General features: G+C 50.1%; 18 protein-coding genes. 13 read left to right on the top strand and 5 right to left on the bottom strand.

Translation table 11 applies throughout. The features are described from left to right. Positions 1 to 360: 360 nt before the first annotated feature. The gene (locus ACFQ1C_RS05670) at positions 361 to 1746 is read left to right on the top strand and encodes a sodium-dependent transporter (protein WP_379557627.1); all 1386 of its coding nucleotides are present in this window, start codon (positions 361 to 363) and stop codon (positions 1744 to 1746) included. 69 nt (positions 1747 to 1815) lie between these two features. On the opposite strand, the gene ACFQ1C_RS05665 is transcribed toward ACFQ1C_RS05670, so the two are convergent. Further along, complete coding sequence (locus ACFQ1C_RS05665; protein ID WP_379557626.1) at positions 1816 to 3180, bottom strand: sigma-54-dependent transcriptional regulator; 1365 nt, start codon at positions 3178 to 3180, stop codon at positions 1816 to 1818. Beyond that, positions 3177 to 5051: an ATP-binding protein gene (locus ACFQ1C_RS05660; RefSeq protein ID WP_379557625.1), complete on the bottom strand. Its 1875-nt coding sequence runs from the start codon at positions 5049 to 5051 to the stop codon at positions 3177 to 3179. The genes ACFQ1C_RS05665 and ACFQ1C_RS05660 overlap by 4 nt, the downstream gene beginning before the upstream one ends. Before the next feature lie 330 nt (positions 5052 to 5381). Between ACFQ1C_RS05660 and ACFQ1C_RS05655 the strand changes: the two genes are divergently transcribed. The 4 genes from ACFQ1C_RS05655 to ACFQ1C_RS05640 all read left to right on the top strand — a co-directional run bounded on the left by ACFQ1C_RS05655 (position 5382) and on the right by ACFQ1C_RS05640 (position 11079). Further along, positions 5382 to 6788, top strand: a complete 1407-nt coding sequence (locus ACFQ1C_RS05655; protein WP_379557624.1) for a cytochrome ubiquinol oxidase subunit I — start codon at positions 5382 to 5384, stop codon at positions 6786 to 6788. Between the two features lies 1 nt (position 6789). Further along, entirely contained in the window at positions 6790 to 7779 is a 990-nt protein-coding gene (cydB, locus tag ACFQ1C_RS05650; protein ID WP_379557623.1) for a cytochrome d ubiquinol oxidase subunit II, read from the top strand. A 397-nt stretch (positions 7780 to 8176) separates the two neighbouring features. Continuing rightward, positions 8177 to 9661: an aldehyde dehydrogenase gene (locus ACFQ1C_RS05645; RefSeq protein WP_379557622.1), complete on the top strand. Its 1485-nt coding sequence runs from the start codon at positions 8177 to 8179 to the stop codon at positions 9659 to 9661. A 428-nt stretch (positions 9662 to 10089) separates the two neighbouring features. Continuing rightward, positions 10090 to 11079, top strand: coding sequence for an META domain-containing protein (locus ACFQ1C_RS05640; RefSeq protein ID WP_379557621.1), 990 nt, complete (start codon positions 10090 to 10092; stop codon positions 11077 to 11079). Positions 11080 to 11139: 60 nt separating this feature from the next. On the opposite strand, the gene pncB is transcribed toward ACFQ1C_RS05640, so the two are convergent. Both pncB and ACFQ1C_RS05630 read right to left on the bottom strand, forming a co-directional pair. Then, positions 11140 to 12342, bottom strand: a complete 1203-nt coding sequence (gene pncB, locus ACFQ1C_RS05635; RefSeq protein WP_379557620.1) for a nicotinate phosphoribosyltransferase — start codon at positions 12340 to 12342, stop codon at positions 11140 to 11142. After that, on the bottom strand, positions 12335 to 12982 hold the full coding sequence (locus tag ACFQ1C_RS05630) for an isochorismatase family protein (protein WP_379557619.1): 648 nt from the start codon (positions 12980 to 12982) through the stop codon (positions 12335 to 12337). Before ACFQ1C_RS05630 ends, pncB begins: the two co-directional genes overlap by 8 nt. Before the next feature lie 144 nt (positions 12983 to 13126). Between ACFQ1C_RS05630 and ACFQ1C_RS05625 the strand changes: the two genes are divergently transcribed. Both ACFQ1C_RS05625 and zapE read left to right on the top strand, forming a co-directional pair. Continuing rightward, positions 13127 to 13468: a DUF2750 domain-containing protein gene (locus tag ACFQ1C_RS05625; RefSeq protein ID WP_379557618.1), complete on the top strand. Its 342-nt coding sequence runs from the start codon at positions 13127 to 13129 to the stop codon at positions 13466 to 13468. Between the two features lie 108 nt (positions 13469 to 13576). Further along, positions 13577 to 14689 (top strand): cell division protein ZapE, encoded by a 1113-nt coding sequence (gene zapE, locus ACFQ1C_RS05620; RefSeq protein ID WP_379557617.1) that lies wholly within the window; start codon positions 13577 to 13579, stop codon positions 14687 to 14689. A gap of 114 nt (positions 14690 to 14803) precedes the next feature. Here the strand turns inward: zapE and ACFQ1C_RS05615 are convergent, their stop codons facing one another. Beyond that, entirely contained in the window at positions 14804 to 15262 is a 459-nt protein-coding gene (locus tag ACFQ1C_RS05615) for a hypothetical protein (protein WP_379557616.1), read from the bottom strand. 176 nt (positions 15263 to 15438) lie between these two features. Between ACFQ1C_RS05615 and ACFQ1C_RS05610 the strand changes: the two genes are divergently transcribed. The 6 genes from ACFQ1C_RS05610 to astD all read left to right on the top strand — a co-directional run bounded on the left by ACFQ1C_RS05610 (position 15439) and on the right by astD (position 24497). Further along, the gene (locus ACFQ1C_RS05610) at positions 15439 to 16497 is read left to right on the top strand and encodes an efflux RND transporter periplasmic adaptor subunit (protein ID WP_379557615.1); all 1059 of its coding nucleotides are present in this window, start codon (positions 15439 to 15441) and stop codon (positions 16495 to 16497) included. 60 nt (positions 16498 to 16557) lie between these two features. Further along, entirely contained in the window at positions 16558 to 19620 is a 3063-nt protein-coding gene (locus ACFQ1C_RS05605; protein ID WP_379557614.1) for an efflux RND transporter permease subunit, read from the top strand. A gap of 143 nt (positions 19621 to 19763) precedes the next feature. Then, positions 19764 to 20345, top strand: a complete 582-nt coding sequence (locus tag ACFQ1C_RS05600) for an anthranilate synthase component II (protein ID WP_379557613.1) — start codon at positions 19764 to 19766, stop codon at positions 20343 to 20345. 312 nt (positions 20346 to 20657) lie between these two features. Then, positions 20658 to 21872, top strand: coding sequence for an aspartate aminotransferase family protein (locus tag ACFQ1C_RS05595; RefSeq protein WP_379557612.1), 1215 nt, complete (start codon positions 20658 to 20660; stop codon positions 21870 to 21872). Between the two features lie 77 nt (positions 21873 to 21949). Then, on the top strand, positions 21950 to 22972 hold the full coding sequence (gene astA, locus ACFQ1C_RS05590; RefSeq protein ID WP_379557611.1) for an arginine N-succinyltransferase: 1023 nt from the start codon (positions 21950 to 21952) through the stop codon (positions 22970 to 22972). A gap of 55 nt (positions 22973 to 23027) precedes the next feature. After that, a complete protein-coding gene (gene astD, locus ACFQ1C_RS05585; RefSeq protein WP_379557631.1) occupies positions 23028 to 24497 on the top strand; it encodes a succinylglutamate-semialdehyde dehydrogenase in 1470 nt (489 codons plus the stop codon). Positions 24498 to 24563: the final 66 nt, after the last annotated feature.

Here is a 24563-nt window from a genome sequence, read left to right as displayed (position 1 = left end):
TTTGGTTCGGTATTGCATACACTTCCTCACTCTGAAGAAGTGTCTACTTATTCGGGGCCATTCCAACAAGTCAAGTGCAGTCGCAGAGCGACCCGATCTGTATTCCGTTGTCGCGCATGGGAACGAGACACAAAAACAAAGCCAGCAACGTCGATTCTGATGTACTGATTTAGCTCAGCGCTTGGTGCTGGGCGCTCGGCGCTAATTTTACCCATTTTTTATTTTAGCCATTAGTGGCAATATAGCAGGACATGCTGTCAGCTATCCTTTACACCGATCTAGGATGCTGGCATTTTTGTTACGTAAGACGTTTAGTTTCAAGCGTTGAATACAAATACACCAACAGGAGTGGCAGCGCCCGTGCCCCATAACAAGCAAATGGCCCAAGGCCAACCCACCTCGATTAGCCCCGCGCTATGGTCTAGTCGTTTTGTGTTTATTATGGCCGCGGTTGGCTCGGCCGTTGGCTTGGGTAATATTTGGAAGTTTCCTTATATTACCGGCGAAAACGGCGGCGGTGCCTTTGTGTTGGTGTATTTGGCGTGTATAGCCGTTATTGGTTTGCCGCTGATGATGTCGGAAGTAATGGTGGGGCGACGCGGTGGCAAAAGCCCGATTGGCACCATGGCGGTGGTGGCTAAGGCAGAAGGCCGCAGTAAACACTGGGTCGGTGTGGGTATTATGGCCACATTGGCGGCGTTTATAATTTTGTCGTTTTACAGCGTGATTGCCGGCTGGACCATGCCTTATATTATATCGGCTATGAGTGGCAGTTTTAGCGACATAAGCGCAGAAGACTCGGGAGCCTTATTTGGCGGCTTACTGGCCTCTCCCTGGCAATTACTATTGTGGCATTCCATCTTTATGGGCCTGACCGTACTGGTATCGGCCGGCGGCGTTCGCCATGGGCTCGAGCGTGCCGTGACTAAGTTGATGCCCGCGCTGTTCATATTGTTGCTTATTTTGGTGGGCTACGCGGCCACCACCGGGCACTTTGGTGAAGCGGTGAGCTTTTTGTTCAAGCCGGACTTTTCCGCGCTCACCGCCGAAGCGATACTGACTGCCCTGGGCCATGCCTTCTTTACCCTGAGTCTGGCCAGTGGTGCCATGATGGCCTACGGTGCCTATTTGCCGAAACACGTTTCCATTGCGCGCACCGCCGTCGTGATCGCGGTCATGGACACCGGCGTGGCGCTGTTAGCTGGTTTGGCTATTTTTCCGATCGTATTTGCCCATGGCTTGGCTGCGGGCGAAGGCCCTGGCTTAATTTTTGTCACCTTGCCAGTAGCCTTTGGTCAAATGCCGGGCGGCGGATTCTTTGCCACGTTGTTTTTTGTGCTGCTGCTGTTTGCCGCCTGGACGTCGTCTATCTCTATGTTGGAGTCGTTGGTTAGCTACCTAAACGAAAAAGGCATAGGACGCGTAAAAGCGGCCATTGGCGGTGGCCTTGCAGCCTGGTTGGTGGGAATTACCACGTTATTATCATTAAACGTGTGGAGTGATTTTACCCCGCTGGATATGTTTGCCCGCTTTGAAGGAAAAACCCTATTTGATTTATACGACTATTTAACCGCTAACATCATGATGCCGGTCGTCGCCTTGCTGATCGCGGTGTTTGTTGGTTGGAAAATGAAACCCGAACATTCCGCCAGTGAGCTGGGCGCGTGGCACAAGGTGTGGTTTCCGGTGGTTCGTTACTTGACCCCGATCGCCTTGCTGATCGTATTTTATTTTAATTTGAAATAAGAAGAGATGGCGCCGATCACCAAGCGCCCAGCCAGCTGGCAGCTTACCGCTTAAAGCTGACGGCTTTCCCTATAACCCGTACCTCTCAATCTTCTTTAACAGCCCTTGTCGCGATAGGCCGAGGGCTTGGGCGGCGTGGGTGCGATTGTTCAGGTGTTTGGTGAGAGCTTGGCTGATGAGTGATATTTCTAGCGCGCGCACTTGGGCGTCTAGGCTGTCGCCGGGGTGAGCGGGAGCTTGGGGGCGGGATGAAACTTGCGCATCAGGATAAAGCAGGCCGATGTCGTCTAAGGTGATCACGCCGTTGCGGGCAATGGCGGCTACGCTGTCGAGTGCGCTTTTTAATTCACGCACGTTGCCGGGCCAGCTGCGCTGAATAAACCAGTTAAAGGCCGGGGTGTCGGGGTTCATTGGTGGCTGTTGATGAGAGTGTGCCTGCAACTCTAAAAAGTGTTTAATCAGCAAGGGAATGTCTTCTGGCCGCTCATCAAGTGGCCGTGTTTCTATATTCACCCCTTTAATACGATAAAACAGATCTTCTCTAAACTCTCCCTGTCGTACTTTTTCTGCCAAATCAGCATTGGTCGCCGACACCAGCCGCACGTCAATTGTTTCTAGACTGCGCCCTCCTACGGGATAAAAGCTGCCTTCTTGTAATACCCGCAATAGCTTTACTTGCATGGCTAATGGCGTATCACCAATTTCATCTAAAAACAGCGTGCCACCGTCAGCCAGTTTTAATAGTCCTGTGCGTGCTTTATCGGCCCCGGTAAAGGCGCCTTTGGTGTGGCCAAATAATTCGCTTTCTAGCAACTCGGCCGGAATGGCCCCGCAGTGCACCGAAATAAATGGCTGATTGGCGCGGTTGCTTAGATCATGAATCGCACGCGAGATCACTTCTTTACCGGTACCCGAAGGGCCTGTGACTAATACGCGCACGTCGGTGGGGGCAATACGTTGCACTAAGGCGCGAATATTATTCATGGAGGCGGAAGCACCAATAAGCGTATTTAACGCTTGTTGGCCGCCCAAGTTGTGCTTAAGGCAATTTAGCTCGCGCACCAATTTATGCTTAGTGAGTGCTCGTTTAACCACCACCGCTAGCATATCTGGATCTATCGGTTTGGCTAAAAAATCCCACGCACCTTGGCGCAATGCCTCTAGTGCCAGCTCGCGCTCACCATGGCCAGTTAAAATAATTACCGGCCGCTCAATTAATTGGGGTAAGGCCGCCAAGGTATGTTGGGGATCAAAGTGCGGTGGCAGTGATAAGTCGAGCAAAATTAAATCGGCGTCAAAATGGCTAAGCAGGCTGTACAGTTCGGCTAAACTGGCCCCAGTTTGTACTTGATAACCTTCTGCTTGTAACCATTGTGCGCTTAAGGTGCGAAATGCGGGTTCGTCATCAATTAACACGATACGGGGCAGACTCATGGATGTTCCTCAGGAAAATAAAGCTCAAAAGTGACGGGCCAGCCTAGATCGCAGCGATGAGTGATGTGGCCACCATGGGCATCCATAATTCGGCGCACAATAGACAACCCTAATCCGCTGCCGCCACTGCGCTTGCTAACAAAGGGGCGAAATAAATGGGCTAGCATGTCGGGAGCAATGGCTGGGCCATTGTTGTGCACGCGGATAATGCTGTTGGCTTGTGGCCCTTCACCAGCAGTAATGCAAATGATCCCATTTTCTTGATTACGTACAAAAGACAGCGCGTTATCAATGAGATTAACCAGTACTTGTTGCAGTCGATAGGTGTCTGCCAAAATAAGCACGTTGTTGGCAATTTGACAGTCAAATTTGGTCTTATGCCAGTCAAATTGCGGGCGTAAGCTGCTAAGTAATGACGCTAACGGTACCGGGGTGCGGTGCACTGAGATATTGCCAGAATAGGTGAGCATGTCAGAAATAAGGCGGTCGGCGCGCTTAAGTTGCGCTTGGATTATCGCTTTGCGCCCGACTTCTAGGCCAGCCGATGCCATTGAAATAATATTAAGGGGGTTGCGCAGTTCGTGCGCCATGGCCGCCGACAGCCCGCCTAGCTCTACTAAATGCTGATCAGACAACCGTGTACGCTCGGCTTCGGCCAACTGTAATGAGCGCTCTAATAAGCTGCAGCGCGTGGTAAGCAAAGAGGCAAACACTTCTGCGGTGAGCCTGACGCTTGGAGTTACATCATCAAAGCCCTGCAAAGATGATTGCCACTTTAATGGCTGGTAATAACAAATGATGCAAGGACCAATAACAGGGGGCATAACAAAGGTGTGTGGTTGTAATAACACGCAAGCGGATTGGCCCATTTGCTGACCGAGCAGTTGTTCGGCAATGCGGCTTAACTCAGGCCAGTCGTGGGCTTGTGCTAAATGATGCTGCCAACTGTTTAACTGTTGTTCATTTAATTGGCTGCCAGGATAAATAAGCCGTGCAACCAGTTTGCTAACCGGTTGATAGAGCGCTAACGCCAAGGTGAGTAACAGCATGGAGTACAGCCACAACTGCCAATTGGGCACATTAGCCAGCGCTTGCATGCCAAAAGGCCCCGCCAAAGAGCTAAACAGCGCTATGATCCCTAGCACCAATAGTGTCATTAAAATCCACAGTAGTGCACGGTTGGCCCAGGCGTTGACCTCTAACATTTGATAGCGCACTACGCCGTACACCAATAGCACCACATAGCTGGGCAATAGCAGCATTGGCCACGGATACCAATGTAGGCCGAGAGACGGAAAAATAAAGCTGCTGGCCAGCAATAAGCCCCAGGCACCGGCAATAAACATAGCGGCAATAGAGCGGCGGCGATTGCCACTGTGCATTTTCCAGCCCCACAGTAACAACGCATGGGCCACTATGCCTACGCCAATGGTATATGCGATATTAAACCAGCCGATACCACTGAATACGAAGTAGTGACTAAAGGGGCCAAATGCGATCACATTGCCCCCTTCACCCAATAAGCTGCCTCCCAGCACCAGCAGGGCGGCGACATATAATAAGGCGCGGTGGCGGGCGAGGCGACTTAACCAAGGGCGCTGGGCTGGCCCTTGGTTAACAAAGCCAATGGCAAAGTCGAGAAAAAAGGTAGGCATCAGAGGATTTGCTAAAATGAGCGCGTTGCCCAGCCCCGTTTTGCCATAAAAAATTGCCACATGGCCGCAGCACCACAGCGCCATCATAATGCCAAATCCGGCCAGTGCCTTCATGCTGTGCTGGCTTTGGGCCCGCCAAAATAGCCAAGCGGATACTAATAATGCGCTGCCTGCAGTAAGCAGCATCATCAGTTCAAAGGCGAGATCGAGCGCCATGCAGTATCCTTGGGTTTGTGGAAATTGTGGGTGTAAAAATAATCTCGCTGTAAATAAGGTTTACAGTCAGGCCGTCGGGAACTGTAAACCTAGTTGTCGGTTGGAGCAAGTGTTAGCAGGGGACTTGATCTAAGTTAAGGTAATTGCAGGTTTTTTTGTTAGTGGCACAGTTTATGCTTATTAAGCGTATTGTTATATTGCCTTCACTCTGCGAGCGTATTTATGAACATTACCACTTTAATTTTAGAATTTTCTGCCATCTTTATTGTTCTACTCTTGGCTACTCTGCCTGCGGCAGTTAATTGTTTTCAACGTACATAAGGAGGCAATATGGACTTAGATTCAGCCATGCTGTCGCGAATTCAATTTGCGTTTACTATCAGCTTTCACATTATTTTTCCGGCCATTACCATTGGTTTAGCCACCGCGATTGCGATTTGGGAAGGCCTATGGCTGAAAACCCGCAATCCAGTTTACTTTCAACTCGCTAAATTCTGGATTAAACCGTTTGCCATTACCTTTGGTATGGGGGTAGTCAGTGGCATTGTGCTGTCTTATGAATTTGGAACTAACTTCTCTAAATTTTCCGAGTTAGTGGGGCCGGTCTTGGGGCCACTGTTGGCCTATGAAGTATTAACTGCGTTCTTCTTAGAAGCGGGATTCTTAGGCGTTATGCTATTTGGTTGGCAACGCGTGGGTGAAAAGCTGCACTACTTTGCTACTTGCGTGGTGGCGGTGGGTACTTGGATATCGTCGTTTTGGATTATTGCCGCTAACTCTTGGATGCAAACACCGGCTGGTCACAAGATAGTAGACGGTCGTTTTGAAGTGGAAAGCTGGATGGAAGTAATTTTTAACCCTTCCATGCCCTATCGCTTAACACACATGCTGTTGGCCGCCATGCTGACGGCTACCTTTGTGATTGGTGGCGTCAGCGCCTGGTATTTACGTAAAAATCGTGATGTGGCCTTTGCGCGCAAAGGCTTATCGATGGCGTTATGGGCGGCTTTGGTTCTGGCACCGTTGCAGCTGATGGTGGGTGATGCTCATGGTTTGAACACAAAAGAGCATCAGCCAGTTAAAATCGCGGCCATGGAAGGTATTTGGCCCGCTACAGAAACCGGCGCACCGTTATTGCTGTTCGCCATTCCTGATATGGAAAATGAAACCAACCACTTTGAAATAAAAGTGCCCAAGGTGGCGTCACTCATCTTAACCCACTCATTAGACGGCGAGTTGCAAGGGCTAAAATCGGTGCCGGCTGAAGACCGGCCTTATGTGCCCTTAATATTCTTCTCGTTTCGCATTATGGTCGGCTTAGGCATGTTAATGATTGCCGCCGCTGTTTGGGGCCTGTGGTTGCGCCGAAAAGGTGGGACGTTTGAGAGCAAACCCTTTTTATTGTTGATGAACATGATGATCCCTGCTGGCGTAATTTGTACGTTGGCGGGTTGGTACGTAACCGAAGTAGGCCGTCAGCCTTGGTTGGTACATGGACTGGTACGCACTATGGAAGTGGTGACGCCACTGCCTGCCGAACGAGTATTGTTTTCGCTCACCTTGTTTGTGCTGACCTATAGCACGCTGCTGTTAGTGTATTTGTACTTTATGGCGAAGTTAGTGCGCAAAGGTCCGCCCAATATGGCGACCTTAGAGCAGCATATGATTGGTGTAAATGCACCTAGCTTTGCCCTCGAGTGGGTGAAAAAACTACAACGCGACGTGGTGGAGAAATAATATGGATCTGGCACTGTTTTATTATTTATTACTGGGCTTTGCGGTCCTAATGTATGTGGTGCTTGATGGCTTCGATCTTGGCCTCGGCATCTTGTATCCCTGGTTTAAAAGTGAAGGCGAGCGCGACCACATGATGCGCTCTATTTCACACGTGTGGGACGGTAACGAAACTTGGTTAGTGTTTGGTGGCGTGGTGTTATTTGCCGCGTTTCCTGCAGCCTATGCCGGCATTTTATCGACCATGTATACGCCAATCATTATTATGCTGATTGGACTTATTTTTCGTGGCGTAGCTTTTGAATATCGCTTTAAGGCGCATCGCTCTAAACACTTGTGGGATTGGGCTTTCTTCTTGGGCTCTGCGGTGGCGACTTTTTGCCAAGGCACCATTTTGGGGGCCGTGGTACAGGGGGGTAAAGCCGGCGATCAGGGCGCGCTAGACTGGCTGACGCCCTTTAGCGTGTTTACCGGCTTTGCGCTGATGACCGCCTATGCTTTGCTGGCCTGCTGCTATTTGGTGATGAAAAGCCGAGGCGAGATTATGGCGCGCTCCGCTCATCTGGGCCGCAAGCTGGTGATCGCCCTCATGGTGATTCTGGTGATTGTGAGCCTGTGGACCCTGTATGCCAATACCGAAGTGCGCGCGCGCTGGTTTGACGGCATTAACTTTATTCTGCTGTTGCCACTACCCTTGCTGAGTGCGTTGTTCGGTTGGTTGCTGTATCGCGACCTAGACGGCGATCCTCACGAGACGCGCCCGTTTTGGCTAGCGGTAGGGTTGTTTATTTTAGGGTTTGCAGGGCTAGTAGTAGGCTTATTCCCCTACCTGATTCCGCATCAGCTAACCTTGTGGGAAGCCAGTGCGCCTGACTCTAGTTTGACCTTTTTACTGCCCGGTATTCTCATTTTCTTACCGTTAATTTGTGCTTACACCCTGTGGGGCTATCGCATTTTCTCGGGCAAGGTTGAAGACTTTGAAGAAGGGTATTAATCATGGCTTTAACTTATGAGTAAGAAAAAAAGCTGGTTGTGGTTTGCGGCCATCTATTTGGGTGGTGTACTGCTACTCACCTTAGTGGGCGGCGCCATTAAGCTGCTGCTAACGGGTTTGTAAAAGCCGGGCTGAGCATTCTGGCATAGGCCAAAGAATAATAAAAAAGCCGCAGCAGCGGCTTTTTTATTATCTAACTCACCGTACAGGAGAAGCCTGCTTTGAGCGGCCACTACATTCGTGAAATATGTTGGAATGATGCCGCTTCTGGCACTGCTTTAGTCGCAAAAATAGTTTTTAGTGTTTGTTATTTGCCGCCTTTGCTTTAGCCGATTAGAGTAAAAGCTATTGCAGCGTCTTATTGCTCGACATCAAGCTACAACATGCAGGGGTCATTATGGAATATAAAGACAAGGCGTATTGGCAGGAACTAGCAAGCACGTTAACCCTAGAGCACCGATTGTTTATTGCGGGGAAATATCAAAAAGCACAGGCGGGTGAATACTTTAGCTGTATTAATCCGGCAACAGAGCAACTGCTGGTTGAAGTGAGTCGGGCGCAAGAAACCGATGTAAATAAAGCGGTAGTCGCGGCAAGAAGTAGCTTTGAGTCAGGTGTGTGGTCAGATACGTCACCCGCTGAGCGTAAGGCGGTATTACTGCGTTTTGCGGCATTAATAGAAAAGCATCAGCATGAACTGGCACTGTTAGACACGCTGAATACAGGTAAACCGATTCGCCATAGCCTGAGTGATGATATTCCTGGCGCCGTACACGCTATACGTTGGTATGGTGAGGCGGTTGATAAGGTGTACGGTGAAGTTGCACCTACTGCCAGCAATGTAGTGGCATTGATAACGCGAGAGCCTGTGGGGGTGGTAGCGGCCATTGTGCCGTGGAATTTTCCGCTGTTGCTGGCGTGCTGGAAGATAGGCTCGGCGTTGGCCACGGGCAACTCAGTGGTACTTAAGCCATCAGAAAAGTCCCCCTTAAGTGCCATTCGTTTAGGGGCTTTGGCCAAAAAAGCGGGGCTGCCAGATGGAGTATTAAATATTATCCCTGGTTTGGGTTTAGAGGCGGGCAAGGCGCTGGCTTTACATCACGATGTTGATTGTTTGAGCTTTACTGGCTCTACCGGAGTAGGACGTCGCTTACTGGAGTATGCGGGCAGTTCTAACATGAAGCGGGTATGGATTGAAGGAGGCGGAAAAAGTGCCAATATTGTGTTTGCGGATTGCCCCGATCTGACCAAAGCGGCAACAACCTGTGCCGCCGCCATTTTTTATAATCAGGGTGAAGTGTGTATTGCCGGTGCTCGTCTATTAGTGGAGGCGAGTATAAAAGACGCTTTTATGGCTGAATTTAGGAAGGCTGCCGCCGCCTTCGTGCCTATGGACCCGCTCGATCCGCAGTCGATCATGGGGCCGCTGATCGATCAAAATCATCATGCTAGTGTGTGCCGTTATATTAATCTGGGGGTAGAAGAAGGCGCCAAACTAACCTTGGATGGCCGAGATCACCCAGGTAATTTTATGGGGCCGACCGTGTTAGAACAAGTAACGCCGAACATGCGCATAGTAAATGAAGAAATATTCGGGCCCGTATTGGTGATGGCCACGTTTAGTAATGAACAAGAAGCGCTGCACCTCGCCAATAGCAGCAAATACGGCCAAAGTGCGGGAGTATGGACTGCTAATCTACAGCGGGCCCATAGGCTGGCGCGCAAGCTTAAAGTTGGCTCGGTATTTATCAATAGCTATAACGAGGGTGACATGACGGTGCCATTGGGCGGCATGAAAAAAAGTGGTAACGGCCGAGATCAGTCATTACATGCATTTGACAAGTTTAGTGAGTTGAAAACCACCTGGCTGGCGCTGGATTGAGCCTTGAACCAGTGAACTTATTTGATGGCAAAGGGTGGAACCTGTGCATCAGATCCGGCGTTGCCGGATTTAGCAGCTAAAGCAGCTACTACAAGGTGCGAGGGTCTGGTTTTTGTAGGCGCTGCTTTAGCTGCGCAATGCCGCAAGGCGGCATCTTTGCTCCGAGATTGCATATATCGTCGTATTGCTTTGAACCTGTGCATCAGAATGACGTTTTGTGCAGGCATCCTGCAATATCGCGCAGCGCCGTCTGCTTGTGTCGCAATGGTGGTGGTTTACGGGGTAAAGGCCGGACTTTTGCCATTAGCTAGCGCTTTTATTTATCACACCCTATATTGTAATTAGGTTTCTTACTCTAACTTCTGAATTGCAAGCGGACGTGCACTTTTGCTCAAGGATGATGGTACCTTATTATTTGAGGTGTATTTATGAATAGACTAACTTCCCTTGCATTAACTTCGGCTGTAGCCATGACGGCGCTTAGCGGTTGTGCTGGGCAAAATGATGTGACCCAACAGCAGCAGATAACTGGTAGCTTATCTTACTTGTCTCGTATTGCGCTGGCGCCGAATAGCGTAGCCGAAGTAACGGTACGTGATACCAGCGTCGCCAATGGTGCCATTATTGCCCAACAGCAGATCGATCTGGATAAGCAGGCGCTGCCCGTTCCGTTTAATGTGACCGTTAATACCCGGGAGTTGAACTCGGGTGCTTACAGCTTGAGTGCGGTCATTAAAGAGCAGGGGCTGGAGAGCTGGCGCAGCGCCCCCATTGGTGTGACCGTCGAGCCGGGCCTGACAGATATGGGCAATCTGCTATTGCAGCAGGTAACCGATTACCAATCTCGCAGTGTAATGCAATGCGGTGAGCAGCGTATTCAGGTGAAATTTGCCGATGATCAGGCGCATTTGCAGCTTAACGAGCAGACTCTGACTCTAGATCTGGTCAAGTCAGCCTCTGGCGCTCGCTTTCAGTTGGCCAACGACGGCAACACCGAATTTTGGAGCAAGGCAGACATGGCTCTGCTAACCGTAAACGGTCAGGCATATCCCGAGTGTGTGTCCGATCCAAAGGCGTTGCTGCAGAGCAGAGAATGGCAGGTGACCAATCTAAACGGTGAAGATGTATCGGTGCCCGCCGAGGCCGTAGCAGATGCCGAAACCAGCATTCATTTTGGCGACGATGGCCGTTTGTATGGGCGCGCGTTTTGTAACAGCTTTAACGGTAGCTATCAGTTGCAAGGCGACAAGTTAAGCGCCTCCCAGCTAGCGGGCACCATGATGATGTGCAGCGATGCGCAAATGCAGCACGAGCGCACCATGTTAGATGTGTTGGGGCATGCCCAACGTATTGAGTGGAATGCCAACGGCGGCTTGGTTATCTTTGCTAAAGACGGCCGTACCCTCACTGCCAACTAAAGCGGCTAACGAAATAGACATTACAGAAAAAAACGGCCAGCATTTGCTGGCCGTTTTTATTTACTTTACAGTCGCTAAATCGACCTCGAATACTTGCGCCAAATAGGCCATATAGCCTTCGTCATCGCTCATCGCCTTGCCCGGGCTGTCGGACAATTTAGCCACGGCTTGGCCATTACAACGGGTCATTTTTAGCACAATATTAATCGGCGAATGGCTCATGATGTCGTTGGTTAAATGGGTACCGATGCCAAAGGCTGGCCGACACTCGTCGCGAAATTGTCTATATAAATCGAGAGCACTGTGCATGGTTAGGCCATCGCTATAGACAAAGGTTTTGCTGCGCGGATCTATGTTTAACCGACGATAGTGCGCTAGCGCTTTTTCGGTCCACTCTACTGGATCGCCTGAGTCTTGGCGCAGGCCATCGAATAGCTTGGCAAAGTACAAATCAAAATCCCGTAAAAAGGCGTCCATGCCCACCACATCGGTGAGGGCAATGCCTAATTGGCCGCGATATTCATGAACCCACGCTTCTAACGCCATCTTTTGGCTATCGATAAGTCGAGGCCCTAACGCCTGAAAAGCCTGCATAAATTCATGGGCCAAGGTGCCCACTGGTTTAAGATTGAAGCGACGAGCTAGGTCCAGATTACTGGTGCCACTAAATTGCAGTGGCAGTTGCTGAGCCAGTTCTTGCACCACCTCTTGCTGCCAAAGACGCGAGTAACGGCGGCGGGTACCAAAATCGGAAAAACGAAAATCTGCATGGGCGTCGTTACTTTTTACGAGACTAATTTTGTCTTGTAGTCGTGAGCGAGCGCCGGCCAAGTCTGGATTGGGGTGATGACGGCGACAATAGACTTCGCTGATAATCGCCAGCACAGGCACTTCAAATAAAATGGTATGTAACCAAGGGCCGTGAATCTTTAGCTCTAGGGTACCTTGATGGCAGCTTAAGTGAATAAAGCGTTGATCGAGGCGAAACAGCCGTAAAAAGTGAATGAAATCGGGCTTAATATAGTCGAGTTGGCCTAGGTAAGTTAGTTCTTCTTCGGTTAAACGAAGCTGACACAAATGCGCTATTTCGGCTTCTATTTCGTCGAGGCAGTCACTGAAGTCTAAGTCGAGATTACGGCTGCGAAAATGGTATTCCACTTCGGCTGCGGGGTGTTGATGCAGTACGGTCTGCATCATGGTGAACTTATATAAGTCGGTATCAAGCAAAGATTGAATTACATTTTTTGTTTTAAGCTCAGTCATTGGCTTGCTCCAACTCAGCACTGTGGTGCACAAAGTGGGCACCGTGCTGGATCATCTCGGCAATGGCGTGACGGCTGGTCTTATCGGCGACACCAAAAGTAGCAGCACGATTAACGATCACCTCGAATCCCGCTGCTAATAATTGCAATACGGTGTGGCATACACAGTAGTCTGTGGCGAGCCCGCCGACGATCACCGTGCTTACCTTATTTGCCCGTAAATATTCGATAATACCGGTACTCATGCGCTCGGCTAAGTCGTGATAACAAGCACCGTAAGGATGCATGTCTGGTTCTACGCCTTTCCACACAAAAAAATCGTAGTCGGCTGGGTGCGGCAAGCCGGCTAGCAGCTCAAATCCTTTGGTGCCGGGCACCGCATGACTTGGCCAGCGAATGTCCATGTTGGCGCCATCAACCGGACTAAAAGGAGGATGCTGCTCGTTACTTACCCAGAGCGCCTGAGGTGAGTGGGCATCTTTAGAGCCAAGACGATAAGCGCCAAATTGTGCCTGATGGTTGAGTTCGTTTGCAATGGTGTCACCACCGGGGACGGGCAGCTCGTTGGGGCAAACGGGAGTAAAAGTGTATTGAGCATCTACATCTAGGCTAGCAACGTATTTTCTGGCGGGTAATTGCATACTCCACCTCCTATTATTTGATATGGACATTTGGCTCTGGTGTGTCGCTGTATTAGTATTGTTTTGATTGAGTCTAGGGGGGATTTGGTTCAGTATCGCCCCATTAGGGGTATCTTCCCCGTTATCAGCCCAAAGGTGAATGACATGAGCGATAGCCATCAGCAAAATTACCAGCGTTTTCTCGACGAAGTAACCGCCAACCGAGTAATGTGGGGGTTGCGCTTCGGAGAGGAGTGGGTCGTTTGTGACTCGTCCGAGTTTGAAGATACCGAAGTTATGCCTGTATGGTCTCGCGAGAGCGAGGCAAAAACCCAGTGTATCGACGAGTGGGCCGAATATGTTCCCTTTGAGATTACTTTACCCGAATTTTTAGAAATATGGGTAGAAGATATGTCGGAAGATGGCGTGCGCATTGGTCCTAACTGGGATGCAGAGCTGGATGGCGTTGAACAGGATGTATTAGAGCTGGTAAAAGCCTTGGCTTAATCACCACCGCTTTTGGGTTAACGGCCTGTTCTGCTTGCAGAACAGGCCGTTTCTATTTGTGGGCCAAGTCTGGCTTAATAGGGTGGCATTCTAATTAACGGGGGTTTAATGGCGGCACTTTCTCCTTATCTGGCCTATCAGCAGGCACTAAACGCCGGTTTTAAAGAAGATAGCGCTCAACTGCGGGCCGTTGAGTGTTTAGAGCGGTGTTATCAGCAATTAGAGGCTGGTGACGCCGTTATCTGTGGTGTGTATTTGTGGGGGCCGGTTGGGCGGGGTAAAACGTGGCTAATGGACCGTTTTTATCAAAGCTTAACGAGCGGCCTAAGTGTGCCAGCCCAGCGAATGCATTTTCATCACTTTATGCGCTGGGTACATAAACGATTGTTTCAGCTTACCGGACAGCAAGATCCGCTGAGCCTGCTAGCACAAGAGTTAGCGAGTAAGGCCAAAGTATTGTGTTTGGATGAGCTGTTTATTAATGACATTGGCGATGTGATGTTGCTGAGTCGTTTATTACAACAGTTGTTTGAACAGGGTTTGACGTTAATTGTGACCTCTAACCAGCCGCCAGAAAAACTCTATGAAAATGGTTTCAATCGTGAGCGTTTACTACCGGCTATTGATGCGATTAACCGACACATGCAGGTGCTAAGTGTGAATGGTGAAGAAGATCACCGTTTGCACCCCGGCCAGCAACATCTGCGATTTTGGGTTAACGAACCTCAGGCATTAGCAGCGGTATTTACTGAGTTAGCGCAAGGAACAGCGCACGATAGGCCACTGCACTTGGGTCACAGAAATATTAAGGTGATACGGCGCAGTGCGCAGGTGTTGTGGTGTGGTTATGCCGACTTATGCGAGCAACCCTTGGCCGCGCCGGACTTTATTGAACTATGTGATGAATTTTCGCATATATTGCTCAGCGACGTGCCCAAGTTAACGGGTAGTAATCAGCAAAATGCTATCGCCCGAGGCACCGAAGATGGCGTGGTTCAGGTAGCAGCAGGGGATAGACTACTTCCCGTATTATCCCGTCAAGATGATGGTGTACGGCGCTTTATTGCTTTGGTTGATGAGTGCTACGACCGCCAGATCCCCTTGTATTTAAGTGCCGCAGTGCCGCTGGATGAGTTATATGTACAAGGTGCGTTGGCGTTTCCTTTTCGGCGTACGCTAAGCCGATTAAAAGAGATGCAACTACAACGGTTTGGTCAGTAATCTAGGCTTATACCAATCTGGAAAACTAACTGATCAGATTTTTATGTCTTCTGTAGGGGCGGTTGGTATTCGCCAGTTTTATATTTGTTATTTAAAGGCGTGCTGTCTCGATATTTACTCGAACTCTTTTTTATTAAAAGCAATGCCGCTGGCACCTAGGGCAACCAGATATTGCACACTGGCTTCGGTAGATACAGTCAGCTCAGTGGTCGCTTTTGCGGTAATTTTTAGCATGCCTTGGGTGTCACGATGTACGTAGCCTAATTGCTCCAATTTATTGACTTTGCGGCGTACTGTTTCTCGGGCGATGCCACTGCATTCAGCGACCGATTGAATATTAATGGGTTGTACGTTGGCGGCTGGTTTATCGCTTGCCTGAAACTCTTGATAGGTCATGGCGGTGGTTTGTCTTGCTGGTAGTGCGCGTGAGCCAATAATGGCCAAGATCAGCATTAAGTCGAGATCACCAAAAAATTGCTTACGTAATACGATCAGTAACTCGCACAACTCCTCTACATGGGTGGGGAAGATATGACCAAAATGGGTGGTAATCTTTTCATAACTAAAGGGCATTCTCAGCACTCAACTCATAATAAATCGCCATTTAGGCGTTAGGTTGCCCATTTTGGGCGTAGGGTGCGTTGTCTGCAAGTGATGTTTAACCGACACTGTTATGTTGACCTACTATATAGCTCGACAGGTGCGCAGTGTTAGGGCGAATAAAAATAAATTGTGAACTAAATGGGAGTATGAGGTTGAAAAACTATGTTGGTTTATTCTCAGGGATATTGCTGCTGAGTGCATTGAGCGGTTGTGGCGAGCAGGAAGAGGCAGTAGAGCCGGTAGAGGTCTCGCGGCCAGTATCTATGATCACTGTTGGTGCCGGTGATGCCAGTTCGGGATTACGCTTTCCTGGACGAGTGCGAGCGGTGCAGCGAGCCGAGTTGGCCTTTAATGTGCCAGGGCGCTTAATTGAGCTGCCGGTGCAAGAAGGTCAGCGAGTTGCCAAGGGCGACTTGGTGGCGACACTCGACGGCGAGAATTACCAGATAGTATTGGCCTCGGCTCAGGCGGAATATAACAAAGCCCGCACCGATTATAACCGCGTGCTAAAGATCTGGAAGCAAAGTCAGGCGGTGGCCAAAGCTGAAGTCGATCAAAAACTCACCGCTATGGAAGTGGCGCGCTCCCATTATTTATCTGCTAAAAAAGATGCCGACGATACTCGTTTAACGGCGCCGTTTAGTGGTGTGATTACTAAGCGTCAGGTAGAAAATTTCAGCAATGTACAAGCCAAAGAGCCGATCGTCAGCCTACAAGACCTTAATAATCTAGAAATTGTGATTAATGTGCCCGAACGAGTAGTGCGTAATCAACCTAAGCAGGTAGCGGGTTATGCGATATTTGCCGGTCATACTGAGCATCCTTTGCCTGTCACACTTAAATCATTCTCTTCAGAAAGCGACAGCCAAACTCAAAGTTATGAAGCGGTACTGGCGCTAGAACCGGGCTATGAGATAACCGTATTACCCGGTATGTCAGTCGATATTATTCCTAAAGACGAGCAGACAGCAGAGAGTGACGGACTCGTTAGCGTGCCCCTGAAGGCGATTTATGCCAGCGGTGACAGTGAGACCAGCGTGTGGGTAGTCGACCAAGACGAGTCTCGGGTGTCGTTGCGTGCGGTGGAATTAGGCGAAGTGATGGGCACCGAGGTGGTGGTGCAAAGCGGCTTAAACAGTGGCGAACAGATTGTTACGGCCGGCGTCAGCCAACTACGAGAAAACATGTTAGTTAGACCCCTGTAGACCTTTGAAATACACCTTTTTAATACACCAAGGTAATCACTTAATGATAAGGCGTATAACGTGAATATTGCTGAACAGACATTAGCAAAGCGTACCATTGCTTGGATGGTATGTGTGTTGCTGCTGGTGGGGGGATACATCAGTTATCAGAAGCTTGGGCGGTTTGAAGACCCTGAGTTTGTGATCCGCCAAGCGGCGATTACCACTCCCTATCCAGGGGCCTTGCCCGCACAAGTAGCGGAAGAAGTTACCGAAGTTATCGAAGAAGCGGTGCAACAACTGCAAGAGCTAAAAGAAGTGACTTCGGTGTCGCGCATGGGCAGCTCGCTGGTTAAGGTTGAGATTTCCATGGAGTTTGCCCATAGTCGGGCCGAGCTGGAGCAGGTGTGGGATAAGCTCAGACGAAAAATTAATGATGCGCAAAGTAAATTACCGCCTGGGGCTGGGCCATCCCATGTGAATGATGATTTTGGCGATGTCTATTCACTGTTTTTTGCCGTCACCGGCGAAGGTTACAGTCTGCAACAGATCAAAGATTATCTTGATGATTTGGAGCGCGAGCTTTTACAAGTCCCCGGTGTGGCGCGCATTGCTACCTTGGGTGCCCCTCAAGAAGCGATATTTTTAGAAATTGCCTCGGCTAAAGCTGCCCAATTAGGGATCTCGCAAGATAATATTTATGAGTCGCTACGCCAGCAAAACGTCATCAGCGACTCAGGTAATCTGCTGATTGGCCCGCAGCGAGTCCATTTTAGTCCCAAAGGGCAAGTGGAATCGGTAGCCGCGCTTGGCAATATTGCGCTGGCTTCGCAAAGCGGCGATCAGGTGATTTTCTTAAAAGATATCGCCACCATTACCCGCTCTACTATAGAGCCCACTCGTGCTTTGATGAACTACGACGGGAAACCCGCCATTGGCTTAGGGATCTCGCAAGTGGCCGGCGGTAACGTGGTGGACATGGGGGATGCCGTTCGAGCACGTTTAAAAGAGCTAGACGGGCAACGCCCGCTCGGCATGGATCTGGAAATTGTTTCGTACCAGTCCGACTCGGTACGTGACGCGGTAAATGGTTTCGTCGCTAATCTAGCCGCCGCCGTGGGCATAGTGGTGCTGGTACTGATTATCTTCATGGGCTGGCGCAGTGGCGTGATCGTCGGCACCGTGTTGTTGCTGACCGTGGCCGGTACCTTGATTGCGATGTACATGGATAATATTGCCATGCAGCGAGTCTCGCTGGGGGCATTGATTATCGCCCTTGGTATGCTGGTAGATAATGCCATCGTAGTGACCGATGGCATTCTAGTACGTATGCAAAAAGGTGAACGGGCCGAAAGTGCCGCCGCCGCCGTAGTCAAAGGGACTCAGTGGCCGCTGTTGGGTGGTACTTTAGTCGGCATTTTGGCCTTTAGCGCCATTGGTCTATCACCGACCGACATGGGCGAATATGCTGGATCCCTGTTTTGGGTGATCATGTATTCGATGCTGCTCAGCTGGCTGTTTGCGGTTACTTTAACGCCGCTGCTGTGTGTGACGCTGTTGAAGGTAAAAGTACGCGCCGCAGATGAGGATGATAAGCCAACGGGTATTTTGGCTCGTTATCGTGCCTTGCTAAATAGCGCGCTGCGTCGTCGGATGATCACTGGCGGCATTTTACTGGCGCTATTAGCGGGTGCTATTTTCGGCTTTGGTTGGGTACAACCTGGTTTTATGCCAGAGTCGGCACGACCCCAGTTTGTGGTTGATATGTACTTGCCCCAGGGCTCGGATATTACAGAAACCGCCGCCGAGTTAGCCGGCATGGCCGACTATGTGCAGAGCCAAGACGGTGTGAGTCATGTCACCAGCTTCGTCGGACAGGGTGGTTTGCGCTTTATGCTGACCTACAGCCCAGAAGATCCAAACAGCAGTTATGGGCAATTACTGGTGGATGTAGAGGATCCCACCATCATTGCCAAGCTGGTAGAAGACTTACAAGCTGAACTGTCAGAACGTCATCCATTGGCGGCGGTTAAAGCCTGGAAGTTCATGCTCGGCCGCGGCGGTGGTAAAAAAATAGAAGCCGCCTTTATGGGGCCAGATCCGGCGGTATTACGTGAGCTGGCCGAAGAAGCCAAAACCATTATGGCCAACGATGGCGGTGCTATTGCCATTCAGGATGACTGGCGAGAAAAAACGCCGGTGCTACGTCCCATAGTGGATGAAGTGGCGGCGCGCCGTGCTGGGGTGGATATTACCGACATCAGCCAAGCGATTAACCGCGCCTTTACCGGCGAGCGAATTGGTGTGTATCGAGAAAGTGACAAGCTGATCCCGATCATTGCCCGTGCTCCTGAGGCTGAGCGCGGCTTGGCGCAAGATATCGATAACGTGCAGGTCTATAGTCCCACGGCCAAGAAGTACCTGCCGGTGAGTCAATTGATCACCGGCGTGGATGTGGAATGGGTAGATGCTATTTTACGACGGATCGACCGTTTCCCCACCATTATGGCACAGACCGATCCACCACCAGGTGAGCAGTCTAACCCCTTGTTAGATAGACTGATGCCCAAGATCGAAGCTATGGAATTACCGCCAGGCTATCGTTTGGAATGGCACGGTGAATACAAGGCTTCTAACGAGTCGAACGAAGGCTTAGCCATCTCGGCACCCTATGGCTTTACTGCCATGATCTTGGCGGTGGTTGTGATGTTTAATGGTCTACGTCAACCGTTAGTGATTTGGCTAACTGCACCGCTGGCCATCGTCGGCGTAACCGTCGGCTTGGTGATTTTTCAGGTGCCGTTTGAGTTTATGGCGATCCTCGGTTGCTTAAGCTTAGTGGGGATGTTGGTGAAAAACTCCATTGTGCTGGTAGATCAAGCCGATGAAGAGATACGGGATGGCAAGCCCGGCTTTACCGCGGTACTCGATGCGGCGGTCAGTCGGGCACGACCAGTATTCCTTGGTGCCTTCACCACTATTCTAGGGGTGGCGCCTTTGCTGTTCGACCCCTTCTTTAAGAGTATGGCGGTGGTGATCATGTTTGGTTTAACCTTCGCCACTATTCTTACATTAGTCGTGGTGCCGCTGTTATACGTGACGGTGTTTCGTCTACCAGCCGATCCGCAAACCAGCAGTAAATGACCGGTTGAGTATTTAACAGACCAAAACTAACACCAAGCGCCCTACATAGGGCGCTTTTTTTATCTGGCGCGTAATTGCTAATAGCAGTCGAACCAAGCAGAATAAAACCGAGTATCAATAATATATTTCTACATAGGCCCAACATGCTGCTGATGATCGATAACTACGACTCTTTTACTTATAACTTAGTACAGTATTTTGGTGAGTTGGGGCAAGAGGTTGTGGTGCGGCGGAACGATGACATCAGCTTGACAGAGATCGCCGCATTACAGCCGACGGGGCTGGTGATTTCACCGGGTCCTTGTACGCCTAGTGAGGCGGGTATTTCGCTGGCAGCCATTAAAGAGTTTGCCGGTAAGCTACCAATTTTGGGGGTATGTTTAGGGCATCAAGCGATTGCCCAAGCGTTTGGTGGCAAGGTAGTGCGGGCGCGCCGAGTGATGCATGGCAAAACCTCGGCCATCCGCCATACCGGTATCGGTTTATTTGATGAGCTGCCTGACCCGCTAACGGTGACCCGTTATCATTCTCTGATTGTAGAGGCCGCAAGTTTGCCGTCTTGTTTTACCGTCACCGCCTGGAGCGAAACCGAGATCGGTGAACAAGATGAAATTATGGGCATGCAACATAATGAGCTGGCGTTGCACAGCGTGCAGTTTCACCCCGAAAGCATTTTGACCGAACGCGGCCATCAATTGCTGCAGAATTTTCTTCGCCTACTTTAAAACCGTATTGTTTGTTGTTTACTGCTAATTCAGGAAATTTTAGTAATAGGTTGAAAGTAGGCGAATTAACACTTTCTGTTGCTGCGCTTTACACCATTTTTATGCACTATGGGACAGTATTAAGCGCAAGTCTGATATTTTGAGTGCGAGCTTATGCACTATCTTTGACTAACTCTTATTAATCAGCCGAATAAACGACTGCTTTGTTTATTGTTTGTAGAGACAGGTCACAGGTTGTTTGCAATAATGTTTGTATATTTACATGGATTTAACGTTTGTCGCAGAGCAAACTGCGATATCTGAGGAGTAAGCATGACTAATATGGCCGTCACCCGCGAGTTATTTGATCAAGTAATGGTCCCCAACTATGCCCCAGCCGAGATGATCCCTGTGCGTGGCTTGGGTGCTCGCGTGTGGGATCAGCAACACCGAGAGTATGTCGATTTTGCCGGTGGTATTGCGGTTAGCTGTTTAGGTCATTGCCATCCTGTATTGGTTGGTGCGCTAAAAGAGCAGAGCGAAAAGCTGTGGCATGTGAGTAATGTGCTGACCAACGAGCCGGCGTTGCGCTTGGCAAGCAAAATGGTGGAAGCCACTTTTGCTGAAAAAGCCTATTTTTGTAACTCGGGCGCCGAGGCTAATGAGGCTGCATTTAAGCTGGCGCGTCGTTATGCACTCGAGCACTTTGGAGCCGAAAAAACGCAGATTATTGCCTTCAATCAAGGGTTTCATGGCCGTACCTTCTTTACCGTGACCGTCGGCGGCCAAGCCGCTTATTCTGATGGATTTGGCCCCAAACCGGCTGATATTGACCATGTTGATTACAACGACATAGCCGCGCTTAAAGCCATTATGTCGGACAAGACCTGTGCCGTGGTTATGGAGCCGCTGCAAGGAGAAGGCGGTATTATTAGCCCTGAACTCGACTATGTTAAGGCGGTGCGTGAGTTATGCGATCAGCATAATGCGCTATTGATTTTTGATGAAGTGCAAACCGGAGTAGGTCGAACCGGTGCACTGTATGCCTACATGAATTTAGGCGTGACTCCCGATATTTTAACCAGTGCTAAGTCATTGGGGGGCGGCTTTCCTATTGGTGCCATGTTAACTACCAGCGTGATTGCGGCCTCACTTAAGCCTGGCACACATGGCTCTACTTATGGCGGTAATCCGCTGGCCTGTGCGGTAGCAGAAGCCGCCTTTGATGCGGTGAATACCGATGCGGTATTAAATGGCGTTAAAGAGCGTGAAGGCTGGTATCGTGAAGGACTCGCGGCCATTAACGCTAAGTATCATTGTTTTGCAGAAGTTCGTGGCAAGGGGCTGTTACTGGGCTGCGTGCTAAACGAAGAGTTTAAAGGTCGAGCAAAAGAATTTTTGAATGCCGCCATGGCTGAGCAACTCATGGTGTTAATCGCGGGCGCCAATGTGGTGCGTTTTGCGCCTTCTTTGGTGATCAGCAAAGAAGATATCACCGAGGGGCTGGCGCGTTTTGAGCGGGCAGTGGCTAAGATCGTAAACGGCTAACTTACTTCTCGCGACAGCCATACAGGGCGGGGCAGCATGCTCCGCTTTGGCCGCAACTTAGTCATAAGGAGTGCTGCATGTTGGTTATTCGCCCCATTGAACAACGGGATTTCACTGCTCTTAAACAGTTCGCTATTGAGTCTGGTCATGGTTTTACCTCGCTGCCAGTTAATGATGAACTACTGCAAAAAAAGCTAGATCATTCTATTGCTTCCTTTGCCAGCCGTCCGGCAGGTAAGGGCGAGTGCTTGTACTTCTTTGTGGCAGAAGATAGCGACACTGGTGAGGTGATAGGCACCTGTGCCATTGATGCCGCCGTGGGATTGTCTGCGCCTTTTTATAATTATCTGTTGGGTAAACAAGTGCACAGCTCGTCGCGGCTGGGAATTTATAATGTGGTCGACACGCTTACGCTCACTAATGATTACACGGGGGTGAGCGAGCTGTGCACGCTGTTTTTGCGTGAGTCGGCTCGTCATGGCTTGAACGGACGCTTGTTATCTAAGAGTCGCTTTTTATTTCTGGCGGAATTTAGCGAATTATTTGATCATCGAATTCTGGCAGAAATGCGGGGCGTGTCGGATGATAAAGGCAACAGTCCTTTTTGGTGCTGGTTGCAAGAGCACTTTTTTTCGATGGACTTTCCTACCGTCGATTATCTGACTGGCATTGGTCAAAAAGGCTTTATTGCCGATCTCATGCCCAAATATCCCATTTATGTGAATTTGCTATCTAAAGAGGCTAAGTCTGTTATTGGGCTTACCCACGATAATACGCGGCCCGCACTGCGCATGTTGGAAGAAGAAGGTTTTAGCTGGCGTGGTTACGTCGATATTTTTGATGCGGGCCCCAGCGTAGAGTGTGAGTTATCACAAATACGTAGTGTGCGGGCCAGCCGCAAACTAAAGGTACACGTTGCAGATCGAGAGGTACCTCACGGGTATACTTGTTTACTGAGTAATATACATTTTGCCGATTTTCGTGCTCTTATTGCCGACGTTGCCGTTAATGAAGAGAAAGAGCAAGTGGTGCTGAGTGAAGAAGTAGCGCTCTTACTCAAGGTCGCAGACGGTGATACGGTTCGGCTTGTCGAAATATAAGCCGAGCTAAGCCAAGATATAAATGGAGATATCATTGATGACTGACACAGTACAAATGACTGACGCGGTTCAATATATTAATGGCCAATGGCTGCCAGGTGAGGGCCCGTTGTTTACGTCTCGCGATCCTGCTAAAAATGCAGAACTCTGGCGTGGCGCTGCCGCCAGTACTAGCCAGGTGAGTGCGGCGATAGTGGCAGCACGAGCGGCCAGCGTAGCATGGGCCGACAGAGGCGTTGAAGAGCGTCTTATTATTGCCAAGCGTTATGGCGACTTGCTGGTCGAGCACAAAGAACGGCTTGCCCAGTTAATTGCAGAGGAAACCGGCAAACCTTATTGGGAAAGCTTAACCGAAGCGGCGGCCATGGCAGGCAAGATAGCCCTGTCGGAAAAAGCCTATTTTGAACGCACCGGCACCACCGAAAATCCCATGGCCGATGGTCGCGCCTTTATTCGCCATAAACCCCATGGCGTGGTGGCGGTGTTTGGTCCTTATAATTTTCCAGGGCATTTGCCCAACGGCCATATTGTTCCTGCCTTAATTGCCGGCAATGCGGTGGTATTTAAGCCCTCAGAACTGACCCCTAAAGTCGCCCAAGAAATGGTTAAATTGTGGGATCAGGCAGGCTTGCCAGCAGGGGTGTTAAACTTGGTGCAAGGGGAGGTAAGTACCGGCCAAGCGCTGGCTGCACATCCTAATATAGACGGTTTATTTTTTACTGGTTCGTCGCGCACCGGTAATGTGCTGCACACTCAACTAGCCGGCCAACCGAGCAAAATTTTGGCGTTGGAAATGGGCGGAAATAATCCCTTAGTGGTGGGCGAAGTGGCCGATATAGACGCCGCCGTGCATAGCATAGTGCAGTCTGCGTTTATTACTGCCGGCCAGCGCTGCACCTGTGCCCGACGTTTATTACTACCCAAAGGTGAGGCGGGCGATCGCATTCTTGCGCGCCTGCTGGCCGTGACCAAAGCGATCAAGGTGGGGCTGTACGATGCCGAGCCACAGCCGTTTATGGGCTCCATGATTTCTCCTCAGGCGGCTAAATCCATGATAGCGGCGCAGGCGCATCTGCTAGCGCTGGGCGGGCAATCGCTGTTGATGCTGAAATCACTGCAAGCAGACACGGGGTTGGTGTCGCCTGGGATTATTGATGTAACGGCCATTAGTGATTTACCTGATGAAGAGTATTTTGGCCCCTTGTTGCAGGTGATCCGCTATGGCGATTTAGCCGAAGCATTAACGGTAGCTAACAACACCCGCTATGGTCTTTCTGCGGGCTTGTTGTCGGATTATCAGCAGGACTGGGAGTACTTTTTCCGCCATATTCGTGCCGGTATCGTCAACTGGAACAAACCCATTACCGGTGCCTCTGGTGCGGCCCCCTTTGGTGGCGTAGGCAATAGCGGTAATCACCGAGCCAGCGCCTATTATGCCGCCGACTACTGTGCCTATCCGGTGGCCTCGGTGGAAGATGACAAGGTCAGCATGCCAGCGAATTTGTCGCCAGGGCTGAACTTTTAAGCCAAGGGTTTCTTAAGTACTCTTCTGTCATAATATGACCCTGCTTTACGCATGGCGTGGGGGTAG

It is taken from the genome of Oceanisphaera ostreae, assembly GCF_042676125.1.
GTDB classification, from domain to species: Bacteria; Pseudomonadota; Gammaproteobacteria; order Enterobacterales; family Aeromonadaceae; genus Oceanimonas; species Oceanimonas ostreae.
The sequence above is the reverse complement of the archived record's forward strand: the minus strand, read 5'-3'. Positions and strand labels throughout refer to the sequence as shown.

What these genes read in the sequence shown, in the direction of transcription:
- ACFQ1C_RS05595 (WP_379557612.1), top strand. Translation starts at nt 20,658, where the DNA reads ATGACTAATATGGCCGTCACCCGCGAGTTATTTGATCAAGTAATGGTC.
- ACFQ1C_RS05625 (WP_379557618.1), top strand. Translation starts at nt 13,127, where the DNA reads ATGAGCGATAGCCATCAGCAAAATTACCAGCGTTTTCTCGACGAAGTA.
- ACFQ1C_RS05640 (WP_379557621.1), top strand. Translation starts at nt 10,090, where the DNA reads ATGAATAGACTAACTTCCCTTGCATTAACTTCGGCTGTAGCCATGACG.
- astA (WP_379557611.1), top strand. Translation starts at nt 21,950, where the DNA reads ATGTTGGTTATTCGCCCCATTGAACAACGGGATTTCACTGCTCTTAAA.
- pncB (WP_379557620.1), bottom strand. Translation starts at nt 12,342, where the DNA reads ATGACTGAGCTTAAAACAAAAAATGTAATTCAATCTTTGCTTGATACC.
- ACFQ1C_RS05610 (WP_379557615.1), top strand. Translation starts at nt 15,439, where the DNA reads ATGAGGTTGAAAAACTATGTTGGTTTATTCTCAGGGATATTGCTGCTG.
- zapE (WP_379557617.1), top strand. Translation starts at nt 13,577, where the DNA reads ATGGCGGCACTTTCTCCTTATCTGGCCTATCAGCAGGCACTAAACGCC.
- astD (WP_379557631.1), top strand. Translation starts at nt 23,028, where the DNA reads ATGACTGACGCGGTTCAATATATTAATGGCCAATGGCTGCCAGGTGAG.
- ACFQ1C_RS05655 (WP_379557624.1), top strand. Translation starts at nt 5,382, where the DNA reads ATGGACTTAGATTCAGCCATGCTGTCGCGAATTCAATTTGCGTTTACT.
- ACFQ1C_RS05645 (WP_379557622.1), top strand. Translation starts at nt 8,177, where the DNA reads ATGGAATATAAAGACAAGGCGTATTGGCAGGAACTAGCAAGCACGTTA.
- ACFQ1C_RS05600 (WP_379557613.1), top strand. Translation starts at nt 19,764, where the DNA reads ATGCTGCTGATGATCGATAACTACGACTCTTTTACTTATAACTTAGTA.
- ACFQ1C_RS05615 (WP_379557616.1), bottom strand. Translation starts at nt 15,262, where the DNA reads ATGCCCTTTAGTTATGAAAAGATTACCACCCATTTTGGTCATATCTTC.
- ACFQ1C_RS05660 (WP_379557625.1), bottom strand. Translation starts at nt 5,051, where the DNA reads ATGGCGCTCGATCTCGCCTTTGAACTGATGATGCTGCTTACTGCAGGC.
- ACFQ1C_RS05630 (WP_379557619.1), bottom strand. Translation starts at nt 12,982, where the DNA reads ATGCAATTACCCGCCAGAAAATACGTTGCTAGCCTAGATGTAGATGCT.
- ACFQ1C_RS05665 (WP_379557626.1), bottom strand. Translation starts at nt 3,180, where the DNA reads ATGAGTCTGCCCCGTATCGTGTTAATTGATGACGAACCCGCATTTCGC.
- cydB (WP_379557623.1), top strand. Translation starts at nt 6,790, where the DNA reads ATGGATCTGGCACTGTTTTATTATTTATTACTGGGCTTTGCGGTCCTA.